Origin of the sequence: Bradyrhizobium betae (assembly GCF_004123905.1) — a bacterium.
GTDB lineage: Bacteria > Pseudomonadota > Alphaproteobacteria > Rhizobiales > Xanthobacteraceae > Bradyrhizobium > Bradyrhizobium betae_A.
In genome coordinates this window covers 512,620-539,559 of the sequence record NZ_MZXW01000050.1, presented here as the reverse complement: position 1 = coordinate 539,559, position 26,940 = coordinate 512,620, and the positions used below count along the sequence as shown (strand labels likewise).

General features: G+C 63.7%; 21 protein-coding genes. 11 read left to right on the top strand and 10 right to left on the bottom strand.

Features of this window, described 5'->3' with window-relative positions; translation table 11 throughout:
• The first annotated feature begins 46 nt into the window (after positions 1-46).
• The 6 genes from B5V03_RS35030 (at position 47) to B5V03_RS35005 (ending at position 6,329) form a co-directional block, all read left to right on the top strand.
• Entirely contained in the window at positions 47-1,384 is a 1,338-nt protein-coding gene (locus B5V03_RS35030; protein ID WP_129274916.1) for a hypothetical protein, read from the top strand.
• 74 nt (positions 1,385-1,458) lie between these two features.
• A complete protein-coding gene (locus B5V03_RS35025) occupies positions 1,459-2,688 on the top strand; it encodes a CgeB family protein (RefSeq protein ID WP_245502434.1) in 1,230 nt (409 codons plus the stop codon).
• A gap of 143 nt (positions 2,689-2,831) precedes the next feature.
• On the top strand, positions 2,832-3,242 hold the full coding sequence (locus B5V03_RS35020; protein WP_245502433.1) for a hypothetical protein: 411 nt from the start codon (positions 2,832-2,834) through the stop codon (positions 3,240-3,242).
• The gene (locus tag B5V03_RS35015) at positions 3,239-4,360 is read left to right on the top strand and encodes a DegT/DnrJ/EryC1/StrS family aminotransferase (protein ID WP_129274914.1); all 1,122 of its coding nucleotides are present in this window, start codon (positions 3,239-3,241) and stop codon (positions 4,358-4,360) included. Before B5V03_RS35020 ends, B5V03_RS35015 begins: the two co-directional genes overlap by 4 nt.
• Positions 4,357-5,124 carry a class I SAM-dependent DNA methyltransferase gene (locus B5V03_RS35010; RefSeq protein ID WP_129274913.1) on the top strand — a complete coding sequence of 256 codons (768 nt, stop codon included), beginning with the start codon at positions 4,357-4,359 and terminating at the stop codon, positions 5,122-5,124. Before B5V03_RS35015 ends, B5V03_RS35010 begins: the two co-directional genes overlap by 4 nt.
• A complete protein-coding gene (locus tag B5V03_RS35005; protein ID WP_129274912.1) occupies positions 5,121-6,329 on the top strand; it encodes a glycosyltransferase in 1,209 nt (402 codons plus the stop codon). Before B5V03_RS35010 ends, B5V03_RS35005 begins: the two co-directional genes overlap by 4 nt.
• Positions 6,330-6,354: 25 nt before the next feature.
• Here the strand turns inward: B5V03_RS35005 and B5V03_RS35000 are convergent, their stop codons facing one another.
• Positions 6,355-7,746: a hypothetical protein gene (locus tag B5V03_RS35000; protein ID WP_129274911.1), complete on the bottom strand. Its 1,392-nt coding sequence runs from the start codon at positions 7,744-7,746 to the stop codon at positions 6,355-6,357.
• A gap of 351 nt (positions 7,747-8,097) precedes the next feature.
• Between B5V03_RS35000 and B5V03_RS34995 the strand changes: the two genes are divergently transcribed.
• The 3 genes from B5V03_RS34995 to B5V03_RS34985 all read left to right on the top strand — a co-directional run bounded on the left by B5V03_RS34995 (position 8,098) and on the right by B5V03_RS34985 (position 11,268).
• Positions 8,098-8,601: a hypothetical protein gene (locus B5V03_RS34995; protein ID WP_129274910.1), complete on the top strand. Its 504-nt coding sequence runs from the start codon at positions 8,098-8,100 to the stop codon at positions 8,599-8,601.
• Positions 8,602-8,636: 35 nt separating this feature from the next.
• A complete protein-coding gene (locus tag B5V03_RS34990; protein ID WP_129274909.1) occupies positions 8,637-10,235 on the top strand; it encodes an ArnT family glycosyltransferase in 1,599 nt (532 codons plus the stop codon).
• Between the two features lie 79 nt (positions 10,236-10,314).
• Positions 10,315-11,268: a glycosyltransferase family 2 protein gene (locus tag B5V03_RS34985; RefSeq protein WP_129274908.1), complete on the top strand. Its 954-nt coding sequence runs from the start codon at positions 10,315-10,317 to the stop codon at positions 11,266-11,268.
• A gap of 3 nt (positions 11,269-11,271) precedes the next feature.
• On the opposite strand, the gene B5V03_RS34980 is transcribed toward B5V03_RS34985, so the two are convergent.
• Genes B5V03_RS34980 through rfbF form a run of 5 tightly spaced genes read right to left on the bottom strand, consistent with a single transcriptional unit; the run spans position 11,272 to position 17,261 of the window.
• Positions 11,272-12,192 carry an NAD-dependent epimerase/dehydratase family protein gene (locus B5V03_RS34980; RefSeq protein ID WP_129274907.1) on the bottom strand — a complete coding sequence of 307 codons (921 nt, stop codon included), beginning with the start codon at positions 12,190-12,192 and terminating at the stop codon, positions 11,272-11,274.
• A 36-nt stretch (positions 12,193-12,228) separates the two neighbouring features.
• Positions 12,229-13,986, bottom strand: coding sequence for a thiamine pyrophosphate-binding protein (locus B5V03_RS34975; protein WP_129274906.1), 1,758 nt, complete (start codon positions 13,984-13,986; stop codon positions 12,229-12,231).
• A 13-nt stretch (positions 13,987-13,999) separates the two neighbouring features.
• Positions 14,000-15,361 carry a lipopolysaccharide biosynthesis protein RfbH gene (rfbH, locus tag B5V03_RS34970; RefSeq protein ID WP_129274905.1) on the bottom strand — a complete coding sequence of 454 codons (1,362 nt, stop codon included), beginning with the start codon at positions 15,359-15,361 and terminating at the stop codon, positions 14,000-14,002.
• Between the two features lie 5 nt (positions 15,362-15,366).
• Positions 15,367-16,494, bottom strand: coding sequence for a CDP-glucose 4,6-dehydratase (gene rfbG, locus B5V03_RS34965; protein ID WP_129274904.1), 1,128 nt, complete (start codon positions 16,492-16,494; stop codon positions 15,367-15,369).
• Entirely contained in the window at positions 16,491-17,261 is a 771-nt protein-coding gene (rfbF, locus tag B5V03_RS34960; RefSeq protein WP_129274903.1) for a glucose-1-phosphate cytidylyltransferase, read from the bottom strand. The genes rfbG and rfbF overlap by 4 nt, the downstream gene beginning before the upstream one ends.
• Positions 17,262-17,490: 229 nt before the next feature.
• Here rfbF and rffA point away from each other — a divergent pair, with 229 nt between their 5' ends.
• Entirely contained in the window at positions 17,491-18,633 is a 1,143-nt protein-coding gene (rffA, locus tag B5V03_RS34955) for a dTDP-4-amino-4,6-dideoxygalactose transaminase (RefSeq protein ID WP_129274902.1), read from the top strand.
• A 57-nt stretch (positions 18,634-18,690) separates the two neighbouring features.
• Here rffA and B5V03_RS34950 read toward each other — a convergent pair whose 3' ends face one another.
• Both B5V03_RS34950 and B5V03_RS34945 read right to left on the bottom strand, forming a co-directional pair.
• Positions 18,691-20,571 carry a hypothetical protein gene (locus B5V03_RS34950; protein WP_129274901.1) on the bottom strand — a complete coding sequence of 627 codons (1,881 nt, stop codon included), beginning with the start codon at positions 20,569-20,571 and terminating at the stop codon, positions 18,691-18,693.
• Positions 20,572-20,608: 37 nt separating this feature from the next.
• Positions 20,609-21,301: a hypothetical protein gene (locus tag B5V03_RS34945; RefSeq protein WP_129274900.1), complete on the bottom strand. Its 693-nt coding sequence runs from the start codon at positions 21,299-21,301 to the stop codon at positions 20,609-20,611.
• Between the two features lie 373 nt (positions 21,302-21,674).
• Here B5V03_RS34945 and B5V03_RS34940 point away from each other — a divergent pair, with 373 nt between their 5' ends.
• Entirely contained in the window at positions 21,675-25,235 is a 3,561-nt protein-coding gene (locus tag B5V03_RS34940; protein WP_245502431.1) for an autotransporter domain-containing protein, read from the top strand.
• 76 nt (positions 25,236-25,311) lie between these two features.
• Here the strand turns inward: B5V03_RS34940 and gspM are convergent, their stop codons facing one another.
• Together gspM and B5V03_RS34930 are read right to left on the bottom strand one after the other, a co-directional pair.
• Positions 25,312-25,905: a type II secretion system protein GspM gene (gene gspM / locus B5V03_RS34935; RefSeq protein WP_245502430.1), complete on the bottom strand. Its 594-nt coding sequence runs from the start codon at positions 25,903-25,905 to the stop codon at positions 25,312-25,314.
• Positions 25,902-26,939 (bottom strand): PilN domain-containing protein, encoded by a 1,038-nt coding sequence (locus B5V03_RS34930; RefSeq protein WP_164988483.1) that lies wholly within the window; start codon positions 26,937-26,939, stop codon positions 25,902-25,904. The genes gspM and B5V03_RS34930 overlap by 4 nt, the downstream gene beginning before the upstream one ends.
• Position 26,940 lies beyond the last annotated feature (1 nt).

Below are 26,940 nucleotides of genomic sequence, written 5' to 3'. Positions count from 1 at the left end.
GCTCCGGCCGGCCACGACCTCGCTGACAACCAACCCCCGTGCACAAGTGAGCGACATTCTTCACCGCAGCCCGATCGAGGTCGACACAAGCCGCGACGAGGGGCTTGGGCCTGTCTTCCTCATCTATCTGCACGTGGCCGCCTGCTTCGTCTCCATGGCCTATGTCGTGCAATACTACGCACCGCTGCTGCGCTTGACCGTGGCAAATAGCGATAGACTTTTGCAGGCCGCACTGAACGTCGCGCCGTTCGCGCTGCTCACGATCCTGTTCGCGCTGTGCCGCTTCAGCTTCGGCTATCTCGTCGGCTTCTACTTCTTCACCATGCTGATGGGGTACTTCTGGCTACTCCCGCTGTCGACGTTCGCGTACGACCATGTCGTGGCCTATGCCTCGGCATTCGCGTCGGGATTGGCGTTTCTCGTTCCGGCCATGCTGCTTTCGGTCCCCGCCAGACAGAGGCTGGTCCTCTCCGAGACCGGCTTTAGAAGGTTGCTGACCTGCATATTGGTGTTCGCCGCCGCAGTCCTCGGAGTTGGCGCGCTATACAACCTGAAGTTGGTCTCGCTATCCGATATCTACAGTTTCCGCAACGAACTCGAATTCCCGGTTTGGCTCTCCTATGCCCTTGGGGTCACCTCGAACGTCCTATTGCCGTTCGCTTTTGCATTCTTCGTCGTCGAGGGCGCCAAGTGGCGGGCTGGCCTGTGCGTCCTGCTCCTGGCGATGTTTTATCTCGTCACGCTGAGCAAGCTTTCCCTTTTTGCGCCGGCGTGGCTGATCATCCTGGCCGCAGGATCCTGGGTCTTCGCGGCGAGAACGGTCGTGACCCTGTCGCTCTTGGCACCGATCCTGGTCGGCATACTATTGGCCAGATTGTTCGACCTGGATGTCATCTCCTATCAACACTTCATTGCTTATTTCAGCTTGGTCAATTTCAGGATGATCGCCCTGACATCGAGCGCGCTCGACTTCTATAACGATTTCTTTGCTCACCATGACCTGACCTATTTCTGCCAGGTGAATGTCCTGAAATCCTTCATCGACTGTCCCTATCGCGAGCCATTGGCGGTCGTGATGCAGAAGACCTATGGCATCGGGTATTTCAACGCATCGTTGTTCGCGACGGAAGGTATCGCTTCCGTTGGTGTCGTTCTCGCGCCGCTCGCCGCCGTCATCTGCGGCTTGGTCGTGGCGATCGGCAATACCGCTTCGTCCGGCTTGTCATCGAGATTTGTCCTCCTGTCGGCCGGCATGGTTCCTCAAATATTCCTGAACGTCTCCCTCACTATCGCTCTCGTGACGAACGGCGCCGCCCTGCTGTTTCTGCTTTGGTACATTACGCCACGCCATTTGCTTGGAGACGTCAAACCCGGCCTCTCCTAAGGCATCAGTGCAAGAACCCAAGCAATGCAGACGGCAAACCTGCTGTTGTGGTACATCCCGCCCCGCGCGTGGGCTTGCGCCGTCGCGCGGCAAGGGGTGATGGGAGTATAGACTGCATGCGCGTGCTCATCCTGAACGGAGACTATCCTCGCTTTCTGAAATGGCTGTATGGCCGCGAGCCCGATCTCGCCACGGCCTCCTACGCGGACCAGATGGCGGCGCGAAATGCCAGCCTGTTCGGCGTCGCCGACTTCTATTCCAGCAATTTCAGGGCACAGGGACACGAAGCCGCGGAGATTCACGTCAACAACGTATCGCTTCAATCGGCCTGGGCCCGCGAACACGGCATGGCCTTCGACATGTCGCAGGAGGTTGCCGGCAGCAGGAAGGACCGCTTGCCGGGATGGCTGCAACGCTCCGTCGCGCCGCTCAAACCGATGCTCAGGCCGCTTGCACGGACCGTCGGGCTCAGCCCGCGTCTCAGCGAACAGCTCCAGCAGATTCTCGTCGCACAAATCGAGGAATTCAGGCCGGATCTCATCCTCAATCAGGACGTCTTTTACGTCACGACCAAATTGATCGAGCGCTTCAGGGGGATGGGCGTGTCGACGATCCTCGGACAGGTCGGCATCGAGCCGTCACGCGGAGAGAACTGGGGTGTGTACGACCTCATGCTGTCCCAATTGCCGCGGGTCGTCCGGGCCTTTCGCGCCGCGGGCGTGGCGGCGGAAGTCAGTCACCTCGCGTTCGAGCCGGTCATCCTTGACAGGCTGCGCCCCGTAGCCGAGCAGGACGTCGACGTCTCCTTCGTCGGCTCGGTATCGGAGGATCATCGCGAGCGCATTGCACTGCTGGAGTTCATCGCTGACCGTTTCGACCTGAAACTCTGGGGAAACATCCCGAGTTCCCTTCCCGCATCGTCCCCGCTCTGGCGCTGCTTCCAGGGCGAGGTCTGGGGCACCGAGATGTATCAGGTGCTGAGACGGTCCCGTATCACGCTGAACTCGCACATCGACATTGCGGGCGAAGAGGCGGGTAACATGCGCCTGTTCGAGGCGACGGGCATCGGGACCTTCCTGCTGACAGACTACAAGCGGAATCTGAATACGCTTTTCGAGGCGCCCCGGGACGTCGAGGTCTGGCGAACCCCGGAGGACTGCGCCGCATCGATCGAGCGGTATCTCGGCGACGACCGCGCCCGCCTTGCGATCGCCGCAACGGGGCAGCAGACGACACTTTCGCGACACAACTTCAACCTGCGCGTCCGGGAGATCCTCGACTACGTTGAGCGCGTCAAGCGATAGGTTTGGCAGTTTGCCGGCGGCCTTGACGGCACCCCCGAAAATGGCCAAAGTCATCCCGGACTGCAGCTAACATACTGCAACCTCTCACTTTTTAGGGATTAACTCGGGTGGACAGCATCGAACAATGCCGATTCGATGGTCAGTTGTACGCGATCATCGTACGGGCTTCCTTCCGCCAGCCTGGCATCACTTTCTTTTCGCCGCCGGAGCTGTCGCAGCAGCTCGCCTTCATGAGCCACCCCGAGGGCAAGAGCATCGCGCCGCATCGCCACAACAAGGTGACGCGCGAGGTCCACTTCACCCAGGAAGTCCTGCTGATCCAGAAGGGCAAGCTTCAGGTCGACTTCTACACCGAGGCGGAACGCTATCTGGAGAGCCGCGTGCTTGGCCCGGGCGACATCATCCTGCTGTGCAGCGGCGCCCACGGCTTCCACGTGCTGGAGCCGCTCGAGATGTTCGAGATCAAGCAGGGTCCCTATGCCGGGGAAAACGACAAGACCCGCTTCGACGAAGTGGCGGCATCGGAAATTCAGATCAAGGGTCCGGTCTCGTGAGCCAGGATTTCATTCCGGTCAACACGCCGCTGCTCGACGGCAACGAGGCCGCCTATCTGGCGGAATGCGTCCGGACCGGATGGATCTCGTCTGAAGGCCCTTTCATCAAGCGCTTCGAACAGGGCATGGCCGAGACCGCCGGACGGCGCCACGGGGTCGCCGTGACCAACGGCTCGGTGGCGCTCGACATCGCCGTGCACGCGCTGGGCCTCGAGCCCGGCAGCGAGGTCATCATCCCGACTTTCACCATCATCAGCTGCGCCGCGGCCGTGGTCCGCGCGGGCCTCGTTCCTGTTGGAGTCGACTGCGATCCTGCGACCTGGAACATGACGATCGAAGGCGTGGAGGCCGCGCTCACGCCGCGAACGCGCGCGATCATGCTCGTGCACATCTACGGCCTGCCGGTCGATCTCGCACCCATCCTCGATCTTGCCCGCAAGCACGACCTGAAGGTGATCGAGGACGCGGCCGAGATGCACGGCCAGACGTACCGGGGCGCGCCGTGCGGCAGCTTCGGCGACGTCTCGACGTTCAGCTTCTACCCGAACAAGCACGTCACCACCGGCGAAGGCGGCATGATCCTCACGGACGATGACGCCCTGGCGGAACGTCTTGCGAGCCTGCGCAATCTCTGCTTCCTCCCGCAGCAGCGTTTCATTCACGAGGAGCTCGGCTGGAACGCGCGCATGACCAATCTGCAGGCCGCACTCGGCGTCGCGCAGATCGAGCGCCTGCCCCGCACCGTCGAGATCAAGCACCGGATCGGCCGGCTCTACGACGAACATCTCGAAAGCGTCGCCGGCATCCGCCGCCCCGTCCCCCGCACCAACTACGCCGACAACATCTACTGGGTCTACGGCATCGTGCTCGACGACGACGTTCCGTTCGACGCCAAGGAGGCGATGCAGCGCCTGGCGAAGAAGGGCATCGGCACCAGGCCGTATTTCTGGTGCATGCACGAACAGCCCGTGCTGCGCCGGATGGGATACATGTTGGACGAGTCCCACCCGCACGGCGAGCGCATCGCCCGCCGCGGCTTCTACCTGCCGAGCGGACTTGCATTGACCGAAGCGGAGATCGCGCGCTCGGCGCAGGCTCTCAAGGAGATTCTGGCGTGACGGTGTTCGCGGAATACGCGCCCTGGTACGATCTCTTGTACGAAGACAAGAGCTACGCCTCGGAGGTGGATTTCGTCGAGACGCGCCTGCGCGAGCACGGCGTTGCGCCGGGCAAGATGCTCGACCTCGGCTGCGGCACCGGGCTGCATGCGATCGAGTTCGCCCGCCGCGGCTGGAGCGTCGCCGGCATCGATCTCAGCCACGAGATGATCGCACGCGCCAGGTCCCGCGCCGAGCAGGCGGGACTTGGCATTCCCTTCCGTCAGGGTAACGCCTGCGAGACCGGTCCGGAGCACGGCTTCGACGCCGTGGTGTCGCTGTTCCATGTGGCGAGCTACCAGAACGACCGCGAAAGACTCGAGCAGCTGTTCAGGACCGCTCACGCGGCGTTGAAGCCGGGCGGCGTGTTCTTCTTCGACTATTGGTACGGCGGCGCCGTGCTCGCACAGGGCGTCGAGACACGCGTCAAGATCATCGAACGCAAGCCGCTGCGTCTCACCCGGATCGCTCAATCGGATCATGACGAAGTGAACGCGACCGTTCTCGTGAACTACACGTTGTTCTGCGAGGACACGGATCGCGCAACCATCCGTCGCGTCGATGAGACGCATCGGATGCGATATTGGTTTCCGTTCGAGATCAACGCCTCGCTCAAAGCCTGCGGCTTTGAACCTCTCGGCGACTATGCGTGGCTGTCCGGTGACGCACCCGGCTCGAAGACGTGGGCCGCCTATTCGGTCGCGAGAAAGAGCGCCGCGTCGTGAGACCGTTGCGCCTGGCGGTGATGCTGGAACAGGCCGTCGAGGTCGGCGGCGGATTCCAGCAGCCGCTGAACGACGTCCTTTGGCTGCGCGACTGGGCCGCGAAGTCCAACAACGAAGTACTGGTTTACTCACCTTACGCAAAGTCGCTGGAAATCCTGAAGCAGTTCGGCATCGAGGCCCGGCTGCTGAAGTTCAGCGTGGTGGACTACATATTCCTGTTCCTCAAATATTGCCGGCCGTTCGATCTCGCCCAGATCGCCTGGCGGCTGAAATCGCCATTCGAGCGGGCCCTCGTCCGCGACGGCATCGATGTCGTACATTTCACCTCGACATCGAAACGGCACCTGCTGCTCTATCAGTTGCCGTTCATCATCACGATCTTCGACGGCTGCCATCGCGATGCGCCGGAATTCCCAGAGGTTCGCGCATTCGGCGAGTTCGAGCGCCGCGAGATCCTGTTCGGCCTCGCGAGCGTGAAGGCGGCTCTGGTGATCGTCAACGCGGAGGAGTTGACCGAGGACCTGTGCCGGCGCTACGGCATGGAACGGGAACGTGCGGTCTGCATCCCCTTCTCGCCCTCGACCTACATCGATCAATCCGCCGCTGACGGTGCGGCCGATGCGGCGGTCCTCGGCAAGCACCGCCTCGAGCCGGGCTATCTGTTCTATCCGGCCCAGTTCTGGCCGCACAAGAACCACATCACCCTGCTGGCAGCGCTCGCCCTGCTGCGCGAGCGGGGCATCGTCGAACGGCTCGTGCTGTGCGGATCCGATCGGGGCAGCCGTGAGAATATCGACCGAGCCATCACGCATTATGGTCTTACCGAGCAGGTCTCCATCATCGGCTTCGTCGATTCGTCCGAGCTCGGCGCACTCTATCGCGGTGCATCGGCGCTGGTGATGCCGACCTATTTCGGGCCGACCAATTTGCCGCCGCTGGAAGCCTGGGCGGTCGGGACACCAGTGATCTACCCCGAGGCGTTCAAGGTGCAGGCGGGCGATGCCGCCATCCTGTTCGACTACGACGATCCGCGATCGCTGGCCGATGCGATCCTCGCGCTCCGGGCCGATGGTATCAGAGACAGGCTTCGTATCGCGGGTCAGCGAAGGCTGCAGCAGTTCGTCGAAGCGACCGCCGTCGGGCGCGAGCAGTTCGCTCGGATGATGGAGCGGCTGAAGCATCGTCTGTCGCTGGCGCGACACTGAGCCACTGGTGCGGTGGATCGCCGCACTACGCCGGAACGCGGGCTATCAGACCGTCGCGAAGCCGCTTGCTCATGAGCGGGCTTGCGACAAGGGCGACCAGCGCCGACCAGATTGCGCACTCGACAATGAAGTGCGCAAACCCGGCCCCCGGCGCCAGCGAAGCAACCCCGACGCCAATGGCCCAGCCCGAAAGCACGATGGCCGCCATGACCGCCGCCAGGAACAGAGTGTGGCGGATCGGGTGCCGCAACGTCGCTCCCATGATGACGAAGCCGAGCAAGCCGAACTGAACGCAAAGATCGCTCGCAACGACGGCAATTGCCGCGCCAAGCGGTCCGAGCAAGCGGATCAGGACAATCGAGAGCACCAGGAACACGACCAGTTGCAGTCCCTTGGTCCGGACCAGGAGACCGCCCCGGTTGCTGTGATTGGCGAAGGCAAGCGCAAGCAGGGAGGGCGCCACGGCGGCCGATCCAAGCAGCAAGATGTGCGCCAGCGGCGCGTCATAGGGGATGCTGCCGTGCGTCCACAGGGTAAAAAAGTCAGGCCAGAACGGCAGCAGACCGGCGACGATCACGCTGGCGATCACCGTGACCAATGTCGAACCACGGGCATAGAGCTGACGTAGCCGCTCCCTGTCGCCAATGGCGTAGTCGTGGCCCAGCTCGGCCGCGATGGGCAACGTCACCTGCGCGCAGAGTCCACGGAGAAAGCTCGCGATCACGCGCGTCAGGCCCCACTGAGCCACTGCGACGCGATCCACGACGAAAGCGGACACCATCAGCACCGGCGCATTCACGAGCGCCAATTCCGACAGGTTCGCGACGGCGAAGGGAAATGCACGGCGAAACTGGCCGAGCGCCCAACGCCAACTTCGGCCGCTGCGGCCCGCACGCAGGAACGGAAACAAGCGCGGCGCGTCATACGCGACCAGATAGATCATCAACAGGATCTGGGGCGATACGAAGGCCAGTGCCACCGCAACCAGACCGCCGTTGGTGGCGAGAGCGACCAGCTGCGCGATCTGTCCGAGCAGAAGCGCGCCGTTCTGCAACCAGACACTCCGGCTGTATCGGCCGCGTGCACGATAGAGTCCCGAGACCAGATTGGCAGGCAGCACGAGCAGCACACCGACCGTCATGACGAGCAGCGCCAAGTCGAATGAAGCCATCTCGTGAAATCCGAGACTTCGGGATGGCGGCAGCAGGAGAGCGCCAACCAGCACCAGCACGCCGAGCCCGACGTCGACCGCAAAATAGATCCGCAGCATTGCGGCATAGTAGTTTGCGGTCCGTCCGTCGCAATCACGACAGGCCTTGAAGGCAAGAAACCGGTTGATGGCACGCAATTGCAGTCCTGCATCTGCGACGACTGCGAGGCTCCCAGCCGCATAGATGACCAGCCATGCCGCCAGCATCTCCCCCGTCCAGACATGCAGGAAAATCGGGACCAGCAGAAGCTGTTGGACGAGACCAAGGATGGTCTGAACCAGATTTGCCGACCAACCTCGCATCAACCGCCGAAAGCGGCCGCCGCCTCCAAGCTCCGTCGACCTGGCTCGCACATCGTGTCGCGCGCTCGTCAAACCCCCTCCTCGTCAACGCACAAGATGTGAGATATCCGGGCCGATTCCGTCGAATGGACTGAACGCCGTGGTCCGTCCTATTCGTCCAATCGGTAGTTGATTCCCTCGGTGGAAAACGCCAATTTGGCGAAATCGCAATTTCGCGCTCGGATGGCCTTTTAGAGCGCTTCGAAAGCCGGGGCAATGCTGCAAAGCCAGGGGACTCTCGACCAGCCGCTTCCAACAGGAACCACGCGGACCACCAATCATGTCCGCATGGCGATCGCAGGCATTCTGGTCGCGGTCGTGGTGACAGCACTCCTCCTCGGCCCCTATCGGAAATTCGTCATCAACGAATGGCGTGAACGGGCCCTGAGCGGTCTGCCCATCCTGTTCGTCCCCGATTGTCCAAGCACGTCGCCTGACTTCAAATGCGGCGACACCTACACGATCACATTTCGAAAGGCCGGTGACGGAACCTGGTGTCAACAGGTCCGGCACAACGACGGTGAACCGGCCGAAACTTGTGGCGTCGCCCCCGATGCCACCGACTCCTCCCGTGTCTGGCGCCATTTCACCCTCGGCAACATCCAGCTCGACTACTCCTGGCGAGGACGCCCGCTGCACCGCGGCGTGGGTTATGTCGGCTGGCTCATGACGCCCGAGGATTATGCCGCGCGTCAGTCGCGCAAGCTCGCGGTCCGATGATCCGATATTCGCTCCCGATATACTGAAAGAAATCTATGCTCAGCACGATCAACCGGATCGTCACAGGTTATGCCCTTGCCTTGCTTGCCATCGTCGTCGCGGCGAACATTATCGCTTCGATCTATGGCCTCGACAATATCGGCATGGTGCAGGCCTTCGGACTAGACGAAGCAAGATATGTGGCGAAGTTGAAAGTGAGTCTCGAGCAGAGCACGCTCGACCCCGACATGTTCTTCAGCTACGGCAATCTCTACGACACCATCGGCTATTACTGTATTTCGTTGTTCGAGCGGTTCGGGTGGACCGTCAACACCCAGCTCGTCGGCTTCGTGCTTCGCTTGATTTCCATCATCGCAGGCGTTCTCGCCAGTCTCGCGCTGTGGCGGTTGAGCGAGCATCTCGGATTGCCGAGGGGCGTCGCGCTGGGCGTGGGCCTGGGCCTGGCGTCGATGCCTGACTTCGTGACCTTTTCCCGCACGATGCACCCGGACACGCTGCAAACCCTGTTCGTCATCCTTGGCCTCGGCACCTCGCTGGTCCGGCCCACCTTCGGGTTCGCGCTGCTGTCCGCGTTCTGGGCCGGTCTCGCCTTCAGCACGAAATATGTTGGTGCTGCCGTCCTGCCGTTCAGCTTTCTTCCGCTCGCTCTGACCACTCTTGCAAGCCGCCCGTTGTCGTTTCGGATGCTGCTGCAGCTCTTCCAACAGGGCCTGGCGATGATCGCGGTCTTCGTGGCCGTCTTCGCCATCACCAACCCGTATGCGGTCAGGGATTTTTCGACCTTCGTCGCAACCCTTAGCTGGCAGATGAAATATACCAGCACGGGTCACGGCCTGGTCGAGCCGGCCGATCCGACGCTATGGCTCATCCCCCTCAAGCAGCAATTCGGACTCGGACTCATTTACCTGTTCAGCGGCTGGGTCCTGGCCTGGCTGCTTCTCTTCGACCGTCTGCGCCGCATCGGTTGGCGCGCCGCCTGCCTGTCGGCGGAGACCCGCTGCGCTTTCGTGCTGGCGCTCTATATCCTCGTCGCTTCCGCGCATCTGGCGATCTCCGTTCACGATCGCGAGGCCCGCATCACCTATCACATCGTCCCGTTCGTCCTTCTGCTCAGCACGGCAACCTGGCTGAGCGTATTGCAGAACCTGACCAAGAGCCTCGTCCGGCCGGCCTGGACCAGCGCCGCATTTGCAATTCTCTTGCTCGCCTGCGTCTCTGCCCAGGTCGGATTTGATCTGCGCGCCATGGCGGCGGCCTCCGGGAAGCCGGAAGAGGATGCCGTCAAGCTCGGTAATTTCATCGCGCTTCGTTATCCCCCCGAGACCAAGATCCTGGCCGATGCCTACACCTATCTCCCGCCGGTCATGACGAACGCGGTCTACACCAACATGCAGACGCGCAAGCAGCTTAGCAGCGAAGCGCCAGATCTGATCGTCCTGACCCGCGGCGCAACCGGCAACTATATCTGGAAGCGGCCGAATACTTCGTTTAAGGACAAGCAATTCGTCCGCGACCCCCGCTATGATGCGACCCCCGAGGTCGAGGCCTATGTGAACGACCTGCTCGCCGCAGGATCAGGCTGGTCACTGGTCGTTGAGAACAGCTCTGCGGTGGTGCTCGCACGGAACCGATGAAACACACCCGTCGTGCAGCGCGGGCCGACCTTCCGGCGCACAGTGCGCCCCTTGATATCAATTTGGTGAGACGCCAGCCGTGAAGACAATCACTGTCGTGACCCCTTGCTTCAACGAAGAACTCAACGTCAGGGATTGCTACGAAGCAGTCCGGAAAGTGTTCGACGAGAAACTCCAGGGCTACCAGCGCGAGCACATCTTCTGCGACAACGCGTCCGAGGACCGCACCTTGGAAATCCTGCGGGAGATCGCAGCCGCCGACAAGTCGGTGCGGATCATCGTCAACGCGCGCAATTTCGGCCCCCTGCGCAACACCTTCAACGGCGTGATGGCCTCGAGCGGCGATGCCGTGCTTCTGTTCATGCCGGCCGACCTCCAGGACCCCCCGGAATTGTTGCCCGACTTCGTCAAGCTGTGGGAAGCGGGCAATGAGATCGTCTACGGCATCCGCGCCGTGCGCGAGGAAGGGCGGCTGATGCGCGGCATCCGCAACGCCTACTATCAGCTCCTCACCCGCTTCTCCGAGGTCAAGGTGCCGCCCGGCGTCGGCGACTATCAGCTCGTCGACCGCAAGGTGGTCGACCGGATGCGGCAGGTGCGTGACGGATATCCGTTCATGCGGATGATGACCTTCGAATGCGGCGGCCGCGCCGTCGGCGTGCCCTACACCTGGCGCGCGCGCAAGAAGGGGCTGTCGAAAAATCGCGCAGCGGCGCTCATCGACCAGGGCCTCAACGGGCTGGTCTCCTTCACCTCGGCTCCGCTGCGCTTCGGCCTGTATGCCGGCTTTCTTCTGTCGCTCCTGAGCATCGGCTATGCCGTCGCCAATCTGCTGCTCGGCCTGATCCTCTATCAGCGCCTGGCCGAGCCCGGGATCCTGACCCTGATCGTCGCGATGTTCTTCTTCGGCGGTGTCCAGCTCTTCTTCATGGGCATGATCGGGGAGTACATTCTGGCGATCTACGGTCAGGTCCGCGAGAAGCCCGTCGTGTTCGAGCGCGAGCGCGTCAATTTTGACGGGCCGCAGCCGTAGGACTTAACTCGCGCCCTGTACAGCGGCCGCGTGCCAGGCGAGCGTTTCACGCAGTCCCTGATCGAGGTCGACCATGGGACGCCAGCCCAGGGCTTCCAGCCGCGTCATGTCCGCGGCAAGCACCATGACCTGGTCCGGGCGATACGGCACTTCGCCAAGGCCGAGCTCGCCCGCGCCGATCAGCTCGTGCAGCCGCCTCACGGTATCGCGAAGCTGCGGCGCATCGGGGCTGCCGAGATTGTAGATGCCTTGCGCCGCAGGGCTTGTGAGCACCAGCCGAACGCCGGCAGCCGCATCGCGGGCGTGCAGGAAGCCCCAACGCTGTTCGCAGCCCGTCAGCGCCATATGCCCATTGGCGCGCAGGGTCCTGATCAGACTCGGAATCAACCAAGCCTCGTTGTCCTTCGGGCCGTAGACGGAAAATATGCGCAGCCACGCAAAGCGCAGCTTGCGCTCGGCGCAGCGGCGCTCGGCCATCAGCCCGCTCGCGAGCTTGGCGATGCCGTAAAACGTGGTCGGTCGCGGCTCGTCGCTCTCGGCGATCGCGCGATTATAGGGACCGTATTCGGCCTGCGATCCCGCGCCGACGAAGATCGTTGCACCCGCATCCGCCGCAAGGTCGGCCATCGCCACGGTGTCGGCGATGTTGCGCACCTGGTCCTTGCTGTTTCGCTCGCTGTTGCCGACCCCGCGCCAGGCCATGTGCACGACGGCATCAGGCGCAAAGGAACGAAGTCCGTTCCCAAGCGCGGACGGATCGTCCAGCGTGCCCTCGATGACAGTGAGGCGATCCCGGATGGCGCCGAGACGCCATGGCCTCGTGCCCGGCCGCAACAGCACGGCGACATCATGGCCCTGCCCGATCAGGTCTTCTGCGACGTATGATCCCAGAAAGCCCGTGGCGCCCGTCACGAATATCCGCATCGCGATCCCGCCGGTGTTTTGGAGTGGGCCGCCGCGCTAGACGGTTCGCAGCGACGCCGGTCTCGGATATTCGACGAAGCGGTTGCCTTCCGCATATTCGTTCTCGCCGAGATAGGGAAACTGGTCGTTGATGGGGCGCCCCATCTCGAGCTTGGGTTCGATCAGCGTGTGCTCGCTCAGCATCACGTCGATCACGATCGGGCCACCCTCGAACAATCCCGGCTCGATCTGCTCGAGACGTTCGATGCGTGCGTAGCGCAGGCCGTAGGCCGCCGCGAGCGCGCCGAAATCAGGAAAGCTCAAGCCGTCGCGCGAGGCGCTGTAGCGGCTCTGCATGTAGCTGTCCTGGAACTGCTTGATGATCCCGTACGACCCGTTGTTCATCACGATGATCGCGATATCGAGATTGTTGTGCCGGACGGTATGCAGTTCCTGGATGTTGAGATGGAACCCGCCATCGCCATTATAGGAAATCACCTGCCGGTCGGGCCGGTCGATCTTGGCGCCGATCGCAGCCGGCAGCGCGTAGCCCATCGGCGAGTTGCCGCCCGGATTGAACAAAGTGTGGCGCTTCACCTTGAACGCCTGGTAGAGCCAGCACACCGCAGCGCCGGTGTCGCCGATGACGATCGCATCCTCCGCGATGATCTCGTTGACCCGGCGGATCACGTCGTAGGGCGACAGTGAGTTCAACCGCGCAGCGGAGGTGCTGACCTCCTTGTGGTAGTAGCGCTGCTTCATCCCGGCGACGTAGTCGCTCCACTCCCGGCCCTGCGGGCCGACATCGAGCTGGCGCAACACCTCCGGCAGCGCGGCGAAATCCAGATGGCTGACGCGGTAGCCGTCGTTGCGGTATTTGGCGAGTTCCTCGCTGTCGACGTCGACGACGTGGACAGTCGCGCCGGCCGCAAATTGCTTGGCGTTGCCGGAGCGCTGGCGGTTGTCGAGCCGGCTGCCGAGCACGATCACGGCATCGGCGTTCTGCAACACGAAGTTCGAACCACGATTGCCGTAGACGCCGATCTGGCCGACGAAGCCCGGGTGATCGTGATCGAAATAGCTGAGCCCGGCCCAGCTCGAGACGAACGGCAGGCGGCTGCGCTCAAGCCAGTCCGCGACGTCCCGCTCGACACCGGCAAGCCCCACGCCCGCGCCCCAGAGCACGACCGGGCGCTTCGCCTCGGCGAGCGTCCGCTTCAGATCCGCCAGCACCTGCTCAGGCGCTTCCGTCGTCGCAGGCAGTTTTGACGGGAGCAGGATGTCGTCTCCGACCTCGGTCTGCTGGATGTCCATGGGAACGTCGATCAGCACCGGCCCCATGCGGCCGGAGGTCGCGATCGAATAGGCCTTGGCCAGCTCTTCGCGCAGCTCGGCTGCGCTCTTGACCATCACCGCGTATTTGGTGACCGGCCGGACCATGTCCACGATCCGGGTTTCCTGGAATCCGGCCTGGCGCACGTTTGCCCCGTGGAATGCGCTGCTCTCGCGCTGGTTCACCTGGCCGGTGATGTGCAGGGACGGAATCGAATCGAAATGGGAGGTGGCGATGCCGGTGATGAGGTTGGTCGCCCCCGGGCCGGAGGTCGCGAGCGTCACGCCGACCTTGTGATTGACGCGCCATAGCGCGTCCGCGGCCATGGCCGCGCCCTGCTCGTGCTGGAAACAGGTGTAGCTGAGCTTGGGGTGCTGCGCGACCGCATCGATCATGAAGGCGCAGGCGCCGCCCGTCAGGAGAAAGACCCGATCGCTTCCGACCCGCGCGAGAAACTCCGCAATGTACTGGGCTCCGTTCATCGCGTCATTCCCATCACGAGGCGCTACGGGTCTGGGCAGCGCAGAAATCGTGGATCACCTGGAGCACGTAGCCGATATGCTCGTCGCCGAGCCCCGGATAGACGCCGATCCAGAAGGTCCGGTTCATGATCGTATCGCTGTTGGCGAGCGAGCCGTGCACGCGGAAATTCCGTCCGATCATGTAGGGCTGCCGCACCAGATTGCCGCCGAACAGCAGCCGCGTGCCGATCCCGCGCTCGTTGAGATGGCGCACGATGGCATCACGCGCGAACGGCGCGCCGTCCCGAAGCGTCAGCACGAAACCGAACCAGGACGGATCGCTGTTCGGCGTCGGCTCGGGCAGGATGAAGAACTCCTCGAGCGACTTCAGCCCACTCTTCAGCAGATCGAAGTTCCGCCGCCGGTCAGCGATGAAGCCTTCGAGATGCTCGAGCTGGGACACGCCGACCGCGGCCTGCATGTCGGTGATCTTCAGATTGAAGCCGAGATGGCTGTAGATGTACTTGTGATCATAGCCGTGGGGCAGCTCGCCGAGCTGCCAGTCGAAGCGGCGCTGGCAGGTGTTGTCCTTGCCCGGATCGCAATAGCAGTCGCGTCCCCAGTCGCGGAAGGTCTCCATCGCCCGGCGCAAGGCCGGATGGCTGGTGAAGACCGCGCCGCCCTCGCCCATCGTGATGTGGTGCGCCGGGTAGAAGCTGAGCGTGCCGATGTCGCCGAATGTGCCGACGTGACGGCCGTCGTAAGTCGCACCGAGCGCGTCGCAGCAATCCTCGATCAGCCACAGCTTATGACGCTTGGCGATATCGGCGATCTTGCCGACGTCGAACGGGTTGCCGAGCGTATGCGCCACCATGATTGCGCGCGTGTTCGGCGTGATCGCCTCTTCCACGCGCTCCGGGATGATGTTGTAGGTGGGAATGTCGACATCGACGAACACCGGCACCATGCCCTGCGTCATCGAAGGGTTGACGGTGGTCGGAAATCCGGTCGCAGCCGTGATCACCTCGCTTCCGGGAGGAACCTGGCGGTCGCGGAGCAAGGGTGAGGTCAGTGCCGAAAAGGCGACCAGGTTGGCCGAGGAACCGGAATTGACGGTCATCGCGTAACGCGCACCGACGCGCTTGGCGAGCTTCGTCTGGAACTCCTCGTTGAAGCGCCCCGTGGTCAGCCAGAAATCCAGTGCGGAATCGACCAGCGACTTGACATCACTCGCATCGAACACGCGTCCCGATACGGGCACGGACGATTGGCCGGCGACGAACGGCTTCGGCGCATGCGCGATGGCGGAGTATTCCTCCACCAGTTCCATGATCGATGCCCTGATCTCTTCGGGGCTTCGTTGACCCGCGCGTGCGGGGGCTGGCGCCGATGTCATGTCAGTCACTTCGTGTTGGCTGCGGCAACCTTGCCGCGAGATGGTTCCGATGATGTCTGCGACGCGCCGTTCGTAACGGTGCCGTCCAGGACGAGCTCGAGCTGTTCGAGCGAGACCTGGCGCAAATCCTGGCCGCGCTGAAACGCCTTGTACCAGTCGACGGTCAGACCGAGCCCCTGGACCAAGTCGAGACGCGGCGTCCAGTTCAATTGCGAGCGGGCGCGTTCGCAATCGAGCCTGAGAAACGCGGCTTCATGCGGATGCGGACCGTCATCGCCGGCCCAGCCGGCACCATCGCCCCACATCGCCTGCAAATGTTCCACGACATTCCGCACCGGCTGCTCGCTCTCGGCGTCCGGACCGAAGTTCCAGCCGTCGGCAAGGCTCGCATCGGCGACCAGCCTTTCGACCAGCGTGAGATAGCCCATGACGGGATCGAGCGCGTGCTGCCATGGGCGCACCGAATTGGGATTGCGAATGCGCAGCGGCTGACGGTCCAGAAACGCCTGCATCGCATCCGGCACCAGGCGGTCACGCGCCCAGTCGCCGCCACCGAACACGTTTCCTGCGCGCGCACTCGCGATGCGCACCGCGCCGCTCTCGGCGAAGAAGCTCCGCCGATAGGAATGGGTCACGAGCTCAGCGCAGGCCTTGCTGTTGCTGTAGGGGTCGTTGCCGCCCAGCCGATCGCCCTCGCGGAAGGCCGCCTGCTGGCCATTATTCTCATAGCATTTGTCGCTGGTGACGATCAGCACGGCCTTTACGGAAGGCAGATGTCGCGCGGCTTCCAGAACGTGCACCGTCCCCATCACATTGGTCGCGAAGGTTTCGACCGGTTCGGCATAGGACGGCCGCACCAGCGCCTGCGCCGCCATGTGAATGATCACATCGGGCTGAGCTTCCGACAGCGCCGCACTCAGCTTGCCGAGATCGCGAATGTCGGCAAGGCACTGCTTGATGTCGTCGGCAACCCGCGCCACGACGAACAGCGATGCTGGATGGGTCGGCGGCAATGCGTAGCCATAGACTTCGGCGCCGAACCGTCGCAGCAGCAGCGATGCCCACGCGCCCTTGAAGCCCGTATGGCCCGTCAGGAAGACCTTCTTGCCGCGCCAGAACGCCGGATCCGTCACCAGACCCTCCATTTGGCGCGATTGTTGGCCCACTCGTCCTCGAGATAGTTGCGATCGCGCAACGTATCCATCGGATGCCAGAAGCCCGGATGAACAAAGGCGCGCAGCTGGTCGGTGCGGGCAAGCTGCTCCATCGGCTTCCGCTCCCACACGGTCTCGTCGCCGGCGATCAGATCGCCGACCGAGGGCGACAGCAGGAAGAATCCGCCGTTGATCCAGCCGCCGTCGTCGTGCGGCTTCTCCTCGAAATTGACGACCCGGTCGTTCTCGATGGTCACAGCGCCGAACCTGCGCGCCGGCCGCACCACGGAAACGGTCGCCTTGCAGCCATGTTTCTTGTGGAAGGCGATCTCGGCCTCAAGGTCGATATCGGCGACGCCATCGCCGTAGGTCAGGGCAAAGAAGGGCTCATCGGCGACGTAAGGAAGCACCCGCTTGAGGCGTCCGCCGGTCTGCGTCTCTTCGCCGGTATCGACCAGGGTTACGCGCCACGGCTCGGCGGTCTCACGGTGCACCTCCATCCGGTTTTCGGCGAGGTGGAACGTGACGTCGGACATGTGCAGGAAGTAATTGGCGAAATACTCCTTGATCAAATAGCCCTTGTAGCCGCAGCAGATCACGAAATCATTGAAGCCATAGCGGCTGTAGATTTTCATGATGTGCCACAGGATCGGCTTTCCGCCGATTTCGACCATGGGCTTTGGACGGGTCGTCGTCTCCTCGGCTATGCGCGTGCCCAGACCACCCGCAAGGATAACCACTTTCATCCACTGTCTCCGACGGCAACCGCAAGTGGCTGCGCAGCCGCTTCTATACGATGTAGCCGGACAGGCAACTGTCCCGGCCGCCCCTGCACAGGCGCAGACCATATAGGTAATTTAATACCTTAATTCAGTTCCAGCGGTGCAACCCGCAGACGACGCTGCCCAAAACGGACGCGCTGCGGTAACAGGCAATGGCCGACTGATTCAAAAATCACTCAGAGAAGGTTTGGTCGTGGACTCGGGCGTTATCCCCTTCAACCGGCCCCACGTGACGGGGAAAGAGCACGCCTACATCGACGAGGCGATCGGCAATCATCAGCTTTCGGGCGACGGCGCGTTCACGAAGCGCTGCCACCAATGGATCGAACGCGAGACCGGTTGCGCCAAGGCCCTGCTGACCCCCTCCTGCACGGCAGCCCTGGAACTTGCTGCCCTGCTTGTGGACATCGAGCCGGGTGATGAAGTCATCATGCCCTCCTACACATTCGTCTCGACGGCGAATGCGTTCGTGCTGCGCGGCGCCGTCCCGGTGTTCGTCGACATTCGCACCGACACCCTCAACCTGGACGAACGTCTCATCGAATCCGCGATCACCGAGCGCACGCGTGCGATTGTCCCCGTCCACTACGCGGGCGTTGCCTGCGAGATGGACGCGATCGTTGCGATCGCAAAGCGCCATGATCTTGGTATCGTCGAGGACGCCGCGCAGGGCGTGATGGCACGCTACAAGGGCCGCGCCCTGGGCTCGATCGGGGATCTCGGCACGTTCAGCTTTCACGATACCAAGAACGTCACCTCCGGCGAAGGTGGCAGCCTGCTCGTAAACGAGCGCAGCCTGGTCCAGCGCGCGGAGATTTTGCGCGAGAAAGGCACCGATCGCAGCCGATTCATCCGGGGCGAGGTCGACAAATACACCTGGCAGGGTGTCGGCTCGTCGTTCCTGCTGGGAGAACTCGCCGCGGCCTTCCTGCAAGCCCAGCTCGAGCAGGCGCGCGAGATCACGCAAGGACGCCTCGCCGTCTGGAACAGATATCACGAGTTGCTCGCCCCGCTCGAACAAGCGGGCTTGATCCAGCGCCCCGTCGTGCCTGACGGCTGCGTGCACAATGCGCATATGTACTACATCATACTGTCGCCCGAGTTCGACCGTCAGAGCGTTCTCGACGAATTCAGGCGCCAGCAGATCGGCGCTGTGTTTCACTACGTACCGCTGCACTCCGCACCCGCGGGAATACGTGTCGGCAGGGCCCATGGCGAACTGCAGGCGACGACCTCACTGTCGCGGCGGCTGGTCAGGCTGCCGATGTGGCTTGGTCTCGGCGAGAGCCAGCAGCAGCGCGTCGTCGAGGTGCTCGGACGCCATCTGCGGCGTTAAATCGGCAGATCTGTCTTGACTGGATCTGTCTTGGCCAGACTTGTTCTTGGCCGGACTTTATTTGCCTCGATCGCGCTCGCAAGCCAGGCTGGCCTCTGCCGGACTTCTGACGGGCTTGAGCAGGCGGTATTTGATTTTCGAAGCCGGCGCAAAGAACAAGACGGAATCGATGCTCCCGACCTCCTGATAGTCGGTCCCGATGTCCATGCCGAACTTGCGAAGAAAATCAGGCGCGATCGAATCCGGCTGCTCCGGCGCCGACAGGATCCATGATGCGCCAATCGCAGCGCAGCTCTCCCAGCGAAGCCCCGCAGTCACGAAATCCAGGGTTCCAGGATAGCCGCCGAGCGTCCAGGCAACGCCGAGCGGGCGTGCGCCCACGGCATAGAGCAGCCCGGGACTGACGCCGGTCAGATCAAGCACCGGCTGACCGGCTTCAAAACCGCTCGCGGCAGTCAGACGATGAAGACTGGAAATCAGCTCAGCGCCCTGCCCGGATAACCGGAGTTGCGATCGCATCGTACCGACCTCGACGGCGTGCTGCTGCGATCGCAGCGGCTCCAGCTGCCGATAGGGATGTTCCGTTGCAAGGTAGAGAATGATTGTGGTGCCGAGCAGCGACAAGGAACCGACGGCAAGCAGGGGATGCCACGTGCGCCGCGCGACCGACAGACTGCTCGCAACCACGAGACCGATCAGAAGCCAGAAGAAGCCAGCCCGTCCAGCCCCCATCCAGCCATTGGTGTTCGTTCCGACCACGAACGCAAACGGAAGCAGGCTGAACGCGCAGACGATGGCGAGCGCCTCGCGGGACGGCCAGGTTCGGGAGCCAAGCACCACGGCCGACGCAGCGATGCCGATAGCGCCCGCGAGGAAGAGATAGGGCTCAGCCGGTTCATTCGATATCTCATTGGACACCGATCCAACCAGGACGAGAACTGACAGAGCCGAGCCCAACGATATGATCAGCGCAGCCGACACGCGCGCAGGGCGGGTGACGGCACAACACACCGTCGTCAGCGTCAGATAGGCGAGGGCGACGTAATCGAATCTGGCCGACAATTCGTCACTGAAATGCAGAAAATCCCAGCGAAAGCTGTTGAGCGCGCCGGCCTGCAAGGGCAGCACCAGGTTGCCCAGTTCAAGGCCGGCACGGTTTCGTTCGATGAAGTCGAAGACCGAGCCGTCAATCAGCAAGGCCGCGCCGGCCAGAACCATCATGGCCGTGAAGGCCGCAACCACTAGCCCCCTGATCTCGAGCCGCCCTGCGATCGCGGCATACAGGAGCACGACCACCGCCGCGGCGACAGCGCTGGTCGGCTTTCCCAAAAAGGCAGCGCCTCCTCCGATCCCGATCAGCAGCCAGGCCAGCAGTGAACTGCGCCTCATGAGAACAAGGCCCGTCGCGACGATCATCAGAGCCTGGAACACGAGCGAGTTGTAGTTGGGCGTCGGCTGCCAGAGTGCAAAGAACGAGAGCGACGCCGTGGCCACGACAAACGCGCACCCGATGACGGCGACGCATGTGCGCCAGGACGCCGAACTCCAGGGATGGCAGACCTGCTGCATGATCGCGAAGCAGAGCCCCCACCCAAGGACGAGTGAAATGAGAAGATTGGCGCTCCTCAGGAGCGCGATGTCGCCGCCGAGCAGCTTGTACAGGGGATGATAGACGAAGCCGAACTGACTGACTGAAGAGGGATAGTTCGCAGGTTCGGAGAGCCAGTGCAGATAGAATCCCTCGTCGGTGAGGTCGAGCCCCGCACTGCAAAGCAGCAGCAGCCAGCGCAGCAGGCATAGACTCGCCAGCACCAGAGCCAGCAATGCCACCCCCGGGGCAAGATCCGCAGCCGATCCGCCCTTCCTCCGCAAAGCATCAATCACTTGAACTCGACCGCTCCAAAGCGACCGAGAACGCACAATTTCCCGGCTGGACACTGAAATCCTGATGACACATCGATCGGCGCTGCTGTGCTCAGAGTCCGTCCGCCTCGCCGTTCTTCGGCGTGGAGCGCGGCACGAACGGCGCGAATGACGTATCGGCCGTGGTCGGCATCGTCAGCTTGCCGCCGGCATCGACAGGCATGGTGGCGCCTTCGGGCGGACCCGCCGTGGCGGCCGCGTCCGGCCGCTGTAGCGCCAAAACCTCGCTGCGGTCACCCTGCTTGAGCGTCACCTCGCGCGGCTGAACCGCCGTCAGCGACCAGCCGCCGAGCGATTCGCCCTGGCGAAGGCGCACGACCTTCTGGTCGGTGCGGTTGACGAGAATCGCGATCGCATCGCCCTCGCCCACCACGGCCCCCACCAGCATCAGCGGCGGCGGCGCATCGACCGGCCTGGGTGGCGGCGGCGGCGCCTCGTCCACCGGAGACGCGGCGACTGCGCGCGGCGGTGGCCGGCGCGAGGCCGAGAAGATCGGGCGCTCCTGGGTCGTGGGCAGCGCCGAGAGCGGCACGGCCCACAGCGGATTGCCGCGGGGAACAGGCTTGCTCATAGCCTGCGCCGGCTGCGCGATCGGCCGCCCCGCGCCGACATCAACGCTTTCGGCGGGGCCGGCGGCATCATCGGAGAGGATGTCCATGCGCGAGGATGTGGCAGCCGAGGTCGCGGCAATGCCCAGCACCGCGCACAGCGCAGTCAATCCCGTCGCTCTCAGCCAGGCGGACATCACATTCCCTTACGACCAGCGGCCGCGCCAGCACGCGGCAAGACTGCCACAGCAAACTAGGCCTGATACGCCTGACCATCAACCCGCGTCGTATCTGCTCAATTTGGCCGGAAAGCCATCTCTCCAGCCTGCCTATGTTGCGATGCATGAAAATGTTGCCCAACGGCCACGATCGGCGAAATTGCACGCCGAACAGGCAGGAAACCGGAGCAGACGGACCCCCGTTCATTGCGAGGCGCTGCGACGCCATGAGATCATGGCAAGGCGGGGCTGCGCCGCACCTCAAGTTGCATGTTTGCGATGATTTCTTTTTCTGATTTTGAGAGCAACGATGGCCGGACCGACAATCGGGCGTGAAGGGATCGGATACGGGATGCGGTCCGTATTCCGTCGCGCGCTGGCAACCCTGCTCGCGACCACCGCGCTGGGCGTCGTCGCCGCACATGCCGTCGACAGCACCTGGACCGGCGCGACATCCACCGAGTGGACGGATGGAACGAACTGGGGCCCGACTCCGACCGTACCTGATGACACCGCGACCTTCACCAACACCGGCCCTACTACGGTCGACAGCAACGGTCTCGTCAACGTCGGCGCCGTGGTGTTCCTGGCCGCCCCCAATGCGCAGGCCTACACCGTCAACGTCAACGACGTCTTCGTGCTGAACGGCACCGGCATCGCCAACAATTCGACCAACGTCCAGACCTTCAACGTCGGCGCGAGCATGGTGTTCACGAATTCGAGCAGCGCCAGCGGCGGCAGCAATTTCGTGACGTACAGCGTCAGCGGCGGCGCGATGAGCTTCAACGACACCTCGACCGCGGGCTCGGCGCACATCACCAACAACGGTGACGTCGAGTTCAACGGCAGCAGCAATGCCGGGACCGCGACGATCGTCAACAACGTGGTCATGAACTTCAACGAGACGAGTTCGGCCTTCAGCGCCAATATCACCAACAACGCCGCCGGCTTCATCAGTTTCAACAACGCCGCCACCGCAGGAACGTCGACGATCTCGAACAGCGGCTCGCTGGTCTTCGGCAACTCCGCCACCGCCGGCAACGCCACCATCACCACCGAGAATTTCGCCACCACCACCTTCACCGGCACGGCGACCGGCGGCAACGCGCGCTTCATCACCAATGCCGGCGGCACGTTCGACATGTCCGGTCTCACCAGCACGGGCATGACGGCAGGCTCGATCGAAGGCGCCGGCAGCTACGTGCTCGGCGCCAACACGCTGGCCACCGGCGGCAACAACGCATCGACCCAGGTCGACGGCGCGATCTCCGGCGCCGGCGGCGGATTGACCAAGGTCGGCACCGGCACGCTGACGCTCGCGGGCGGCAACACCTACACCGGTGCGACGACGGTTTCGGGCGGAACGCTGGCGCTGTCGGGCTTCGGCATCATCTCGGGCTCCAGCCTCGTCACCGTCAACGCGACGCTCGACATTTCCGCGATCACCCCCTCGTTTGCCGCCATCACGACGCTTGCCGGCAGTTCGAGCGGCATCGTGAATCTGGGCACCAAGGGGCTGTTCATCACCAACGGCTCGACCGAGTTCGCGGGCGTCATTCAAGGCACCGGCGGATTGGAAGTCGGCGGCGGCACTCAGACGCTCACGGGCGTCAACACCTACACGAATGCGACCCAGATCGACGGCGGCGCCACGCTGGCCCTGAAAGGCGGCGGCTCGATCGCAAGCTCGGCCTTCATCTCGTTCAGCGCTGCGGACGCCACCCTCGATATCTCGCAGACCACGTCTGGCACGTCGGTGCGCGGGCTTGGTTCGCCTGGAGGCAACGGCATCGTCGCCCTGGGATCGAAGACGCTGACGATAACGTCCGGCAGCACCTTCGGCGGCGTCATCCAGGACGGCGGCATCGCAGGCGGCGTTGGCGGCAATTTGCTGATCGCGAACGGCGCGGTGCAGGCTCTGTCCGGCGCCAACACCTATACCGGCACCACGACCATCGTGAGCGGCGGCGAGCTCGATCTCGTCAATTCCGGTAGCGACGGCAGCATCGCCACCTCGAGCAACGTCATCGTCAACGGCATCTTCGACACCCAGGGCTTGAACGCCGGCACCTCGATCAAGTCGCTGGCGGGCTCGGGCAACGTCAATCTCGGCGCCAACACGCTGACGATCACCGCCGGCAACGGCACCTTCGCGGGCGTCATCGACGATGCCGGCGCGGGCGGCGGTCTGACCATCGCCGGCGGCACGCAGACGCTGACCGGCGCCAACACCTATACCGGTGCCACCACCATCAACGGCGGCAAGCTGGTGGTGGACGGCTCGATCGCAAGCGCGACGACCGTCAACACCGGCGGCACCCTCGCCGGCAGCGGTACGGTCGCCGGCGTCGCAGTCAATGGCGGCACGCTGGCGCCGGGCAGCACGGCAAGCCCGTTCGGCACACTGACGATCAACGGCTCCCTGACCTTCACCGCCGCCTCGACCTATCTGGTGCAAGTCTCCTCGACCAGTGCCAGCCTCGCCAGCGTCACGGGCGCAGCCAATCTCGGTGGCGCGACGGTGAACGTCAACTTCACATCAGGTACGGTCAAGAAGCAGTACACGATCCTGACCGCGGCCGGCACCCTCACCAACACCACATTCAATCCGAACGTCGTCTCCAACATGTCGACGCTCAACACGACGCTGAGCTACGACACCAAGAACGTGTTCCTCAACGTCAACGTCAACTTCACGCCAACCGGCGGCGGCCTCAACGTCAACCAGCAGAACGTCGCCAACACCCTGACCAATTTTTTCAACACCACCGGCGGCATTCCCGCAGCCTTCGCCGCGCTGTCGCCGGCGGGGCTGACCACCGCCTCGGGCGAGCTCGGCACCGGCATCATCCAGTCCGCGATCAACGCCGACGGCCAATTCCTCAATTTGATGCTCGACCCGACTGTGATCGGCCGCTCGGGCGGCTTCGCCAAGGCGGGCAGCGTCGCACAATTCGCCGGGAGCGACGATGAGTCTGCCTATGCGACGATGCGCCTGGCCAATGCGCGCGAGCGCGAGGCCTATGCCATGGCGACCAAGGCCCCGCAGTTGCTCTCAATGCAGCCGGCCAATCGCTGGAGCGTCTGGTCGGCCGGCTATGGCGGCTCGGCGCAGGTCGGCGGCAATGCGCCGGTCGGCTCGCAGGAGCTGACCGCGCGGGTCTGGGGCGGTGCCGCCGGCGCCGACTACAGGCTTTCGGTGGACACGCTGGTCGGCTTTGCGCTCGGCGGCGGCGGCCTGAATTACTCACTTGCCAATGCGATGGGCTCGGGCTCCGCCGACCTGTTTCAGGCCGGAATCTATGGCCGGCACAATTTCGGAGCGGCCTACATCTCGGCCGCGCTGGCCTATGGCTGGCACGACGTCACCACCAACCGCACCGTGGCGCCCGGCGGCTTCGACCAGCTCCAGGGCCGCTTCAAGGCCGACACCTTCTCGGCCCGCTTCGAGGGCGGCTATCGCTTCGCGACACCGCTGATCGGCATCACGCCCTACGCGGCGGCGCAGGTGACGAACTTCAACCTGCCGAACTACTCCGAAGTCAGCCTCAATGGCGGCGGCCTGTTCGCGTTGAACTACACCTCGCAGTCGCTCACCGACACCCGCTCCGAGCTCGGCCTGCGCACCGACAAATCCTATGGGATGCAGAACGGCGTGCTGACCTTGCGCGGCCGTGCCGCCTGGGCGCACGACTACAATCCGAGCCGTGCTGTCACCGCGCTGTTCCAGACCCTGCCCGGCACCAGCTTCGTCGTGAACGGCGCCAGGGTCGATGCCGACTCCACGCTTCTCAGCGCCAGCGCCGAGATGAAGTGGCTGAGCGGCTTCTCGATCGCCGGCACTTTCGACGGCGAGTTCTCCGGCAACGTTACCAGCTATTCCGGCAAGGGCGTGTTCAAGTACAGCTGGTGAGCTGAGCTAGAGCGTTTTCGAGCGAAGTGGATACCGGTTCGCGTAAAGAAAACGCGTCTAAACAAAAGCTAGCGCGTCACTTCCCCGCCTGCCACTGGCCGGAGACGCCCAGGATCACCCTGACGCGGCCGGTAGGGGCATCGCTCAGCGCCGTGGTCTGCGGCACCTGGACGTCGAGCTGGTCGACGAACAGGAACGGCATGCCGGCTTCGAGATCATAGAGCAGTTTTTGCAGCGCGGGCTGCTCCAGCTCGCAGCTCACGACGAGGCCGACGAAGCCGTCCTTCGTCTGCGCACCTGTTACGTCGACCTGCGAGGACTGCACCGAGCCGCCGACATTGCCGACCGCGGCGGCCACCCGCTGCAGCAGATTGGCGCCCGCAACCGTCACGGTCGGCCCTTCCAGGAACGGCGTGCCTGGATGCTCGGCCATGGCTGCCGCGGCATTCTTGGCGCCGCCCTTGCGGCCGCGCAGCTGGTCGAGCAGGTCTGACGTCTGCGCCAGCGCCTGGCGGCGGGCGATGACGTCGGCAATCGACAGGCCCGCCATCAGCAACAGCCCGCCGGCAATGGCGAGATAGAGCGTAACAGCAATCAGCCGCGAGCTCGCCAGCGCCCGCGTCACCGCGTTACCGCCGGCGACCTTGGTGCTGCTCATGGTGCTATTCATGGCGCATTCCTCGGCTCGATCTGCGCCTCGATGTGGAAGCGCTCGCCGGGATCGGTGGAGCTACGCGTCGTCGGCGCATAGAAGGTCGCGCGGGTGAAATGCTGGGATTGCTCGATCAGCGGGATCAGCCCGGGCGCATCGCGGGTGATGCCGCCGATCTGGATCTTGTTGCCGGCCAGATGCATCTCGGTGACATAGGTGTGGTCAGGCAAGATCCGGCTCAGCGATTCCAGCACGATCACGCTTGCCGGCGTCTCGTATTTGCGGCGCTCGAGCAGCGCGAGCGGCGAGCGCTCGCCGCCGCCATCGCCGCGAAGCGCGGCGCGGCGCTGGGTGATCTGCCGTCCGAGCTCGCCCTCCTGCGCACTGAGGCTGTCGGCGAGGTAGCTTGCCGCGACCGACCCGACGACCGCGGCGACCGCGGCAAGCGCCAGCACCGTTTGCAGCGTCCGGCTCAGCCGTACCGGATCGATCGCACCGCGCGATCGCTGCTCGAACACCTTGATGCGTCCGCCCCCGCCCGCCTCCGTCACGATCGCAATCGCAGACGGATGGAACGGCGACACCGCCTCGACATAGCTCATCGCCAGCCTGCGCGGCGCTGCTGCGATCTCCGTGGTGATGCTCTCGCTGCCATGCGCCACCGGCGGGCTGCACCCGAACACGGCTTCAGCCGCGCTCCACGGCGTCAACCGGTCGATCTGCGCCCGCACGATGCCCTCGATGAAGTCCGCTGCGCGAGCCGGCAGCTCCAGCGGACGGAACAGGAAGCGTGCCGGCCGCAGCGCGATCTCGACCCGGCTGCCGCGGACGATCTGCGCGAGATTGGCCCCCTCGAACTTGCCGTCCGCGAACGAGAGCTGCTTCGGCCCATTGTCCGATTTCGCCGCCTCGAGCGCGAACGCGCCGGCCTCGGTCTCGACCAGGCGCACCACGCGCGGCGCCACCATCCGCTCCAGCGCGGCAACGATCGTGCCGGCGACGGTGCCGGTCCAGGCATCGAGCATGCCGCGAAGGGAATTGAGCGAGCTCATC

Coding starts and splice junctions, on each gene's coding strand:
- B5V03_RS35000 (WP_129274911.1), bottom strand. CDS start 7,746: ATGCTGGCGGCATGGCTGGTCATCTATGCGGCTGGGAGCCTCGCAGTC.
- B5V03_RS34995 (WP_129274910.1), top strand. CDS start 8,098: ATGCTGCAAAGCCAGGGGACTCTCGACCAGCCGCTTCCAACAGGAACC.
- B5V03_RS34990 (WP_129274909.1), top strand. CDS start 8,637: ATGCTCAGCACGATCAACCGGATCGTCACAGGTTATGCCCTTGCCTTG.
- B5V03_RS34980 (WP_129274907.1), bottom strand. CDS start 12,192: ATGCGGATATTCGTGACGGGCGCCACGGGCTTTCTGGGATCATACGTC.
- B5V03_RS34975 (WP_129274906.1), bottom strand. CDS start 13,986: ATGAACGGAGCCCAGTACATTGCGGAGTTTCTCGCGCGGGTCGGAAGC.
- rfbH (WP_129274905.1), bottom strand. CDS start 15,361: ATGACATCGGCGCCAGCCCCCGCACGCGCGGGTCAACGAAGCCCCGAA.
- rfbF (WP_129274903.1), bottom strand. CDS start 17,261: ATGAAAGTGGTTATCCTTGCGGGTGGTCTGGGCACGCGCATAGCCGAG.
- B5V03_RS34945 (WP_129274900.1), bottom strand. CDS start 21,301: ATGTCCGCCTGGCTGAGAGCGACGGGATTGACTGCGCTGTGCGCGGTG.
- B5V03_RS34940 (WP_245502431.1), top strand. CDS start 21,675: ATGCGGTCCGTATTCCGTCGCGCGCTGGCAACCCTGCTCGCGACCACC.
- gspM (WP_245502430.1), bottom strand. CDS start 25,905: ATGAATAGCACCATGAGCAGCACCAAGGTCGCCGGCGGTAACGCGGTG.
- B5V03_RS34930 (WP_164988483.1), bottom strand. CDS start 26,939: ATGAGCTCGCTCAATTCCCTTCGCGGCATGCTCGATGCCTGGACCGGC.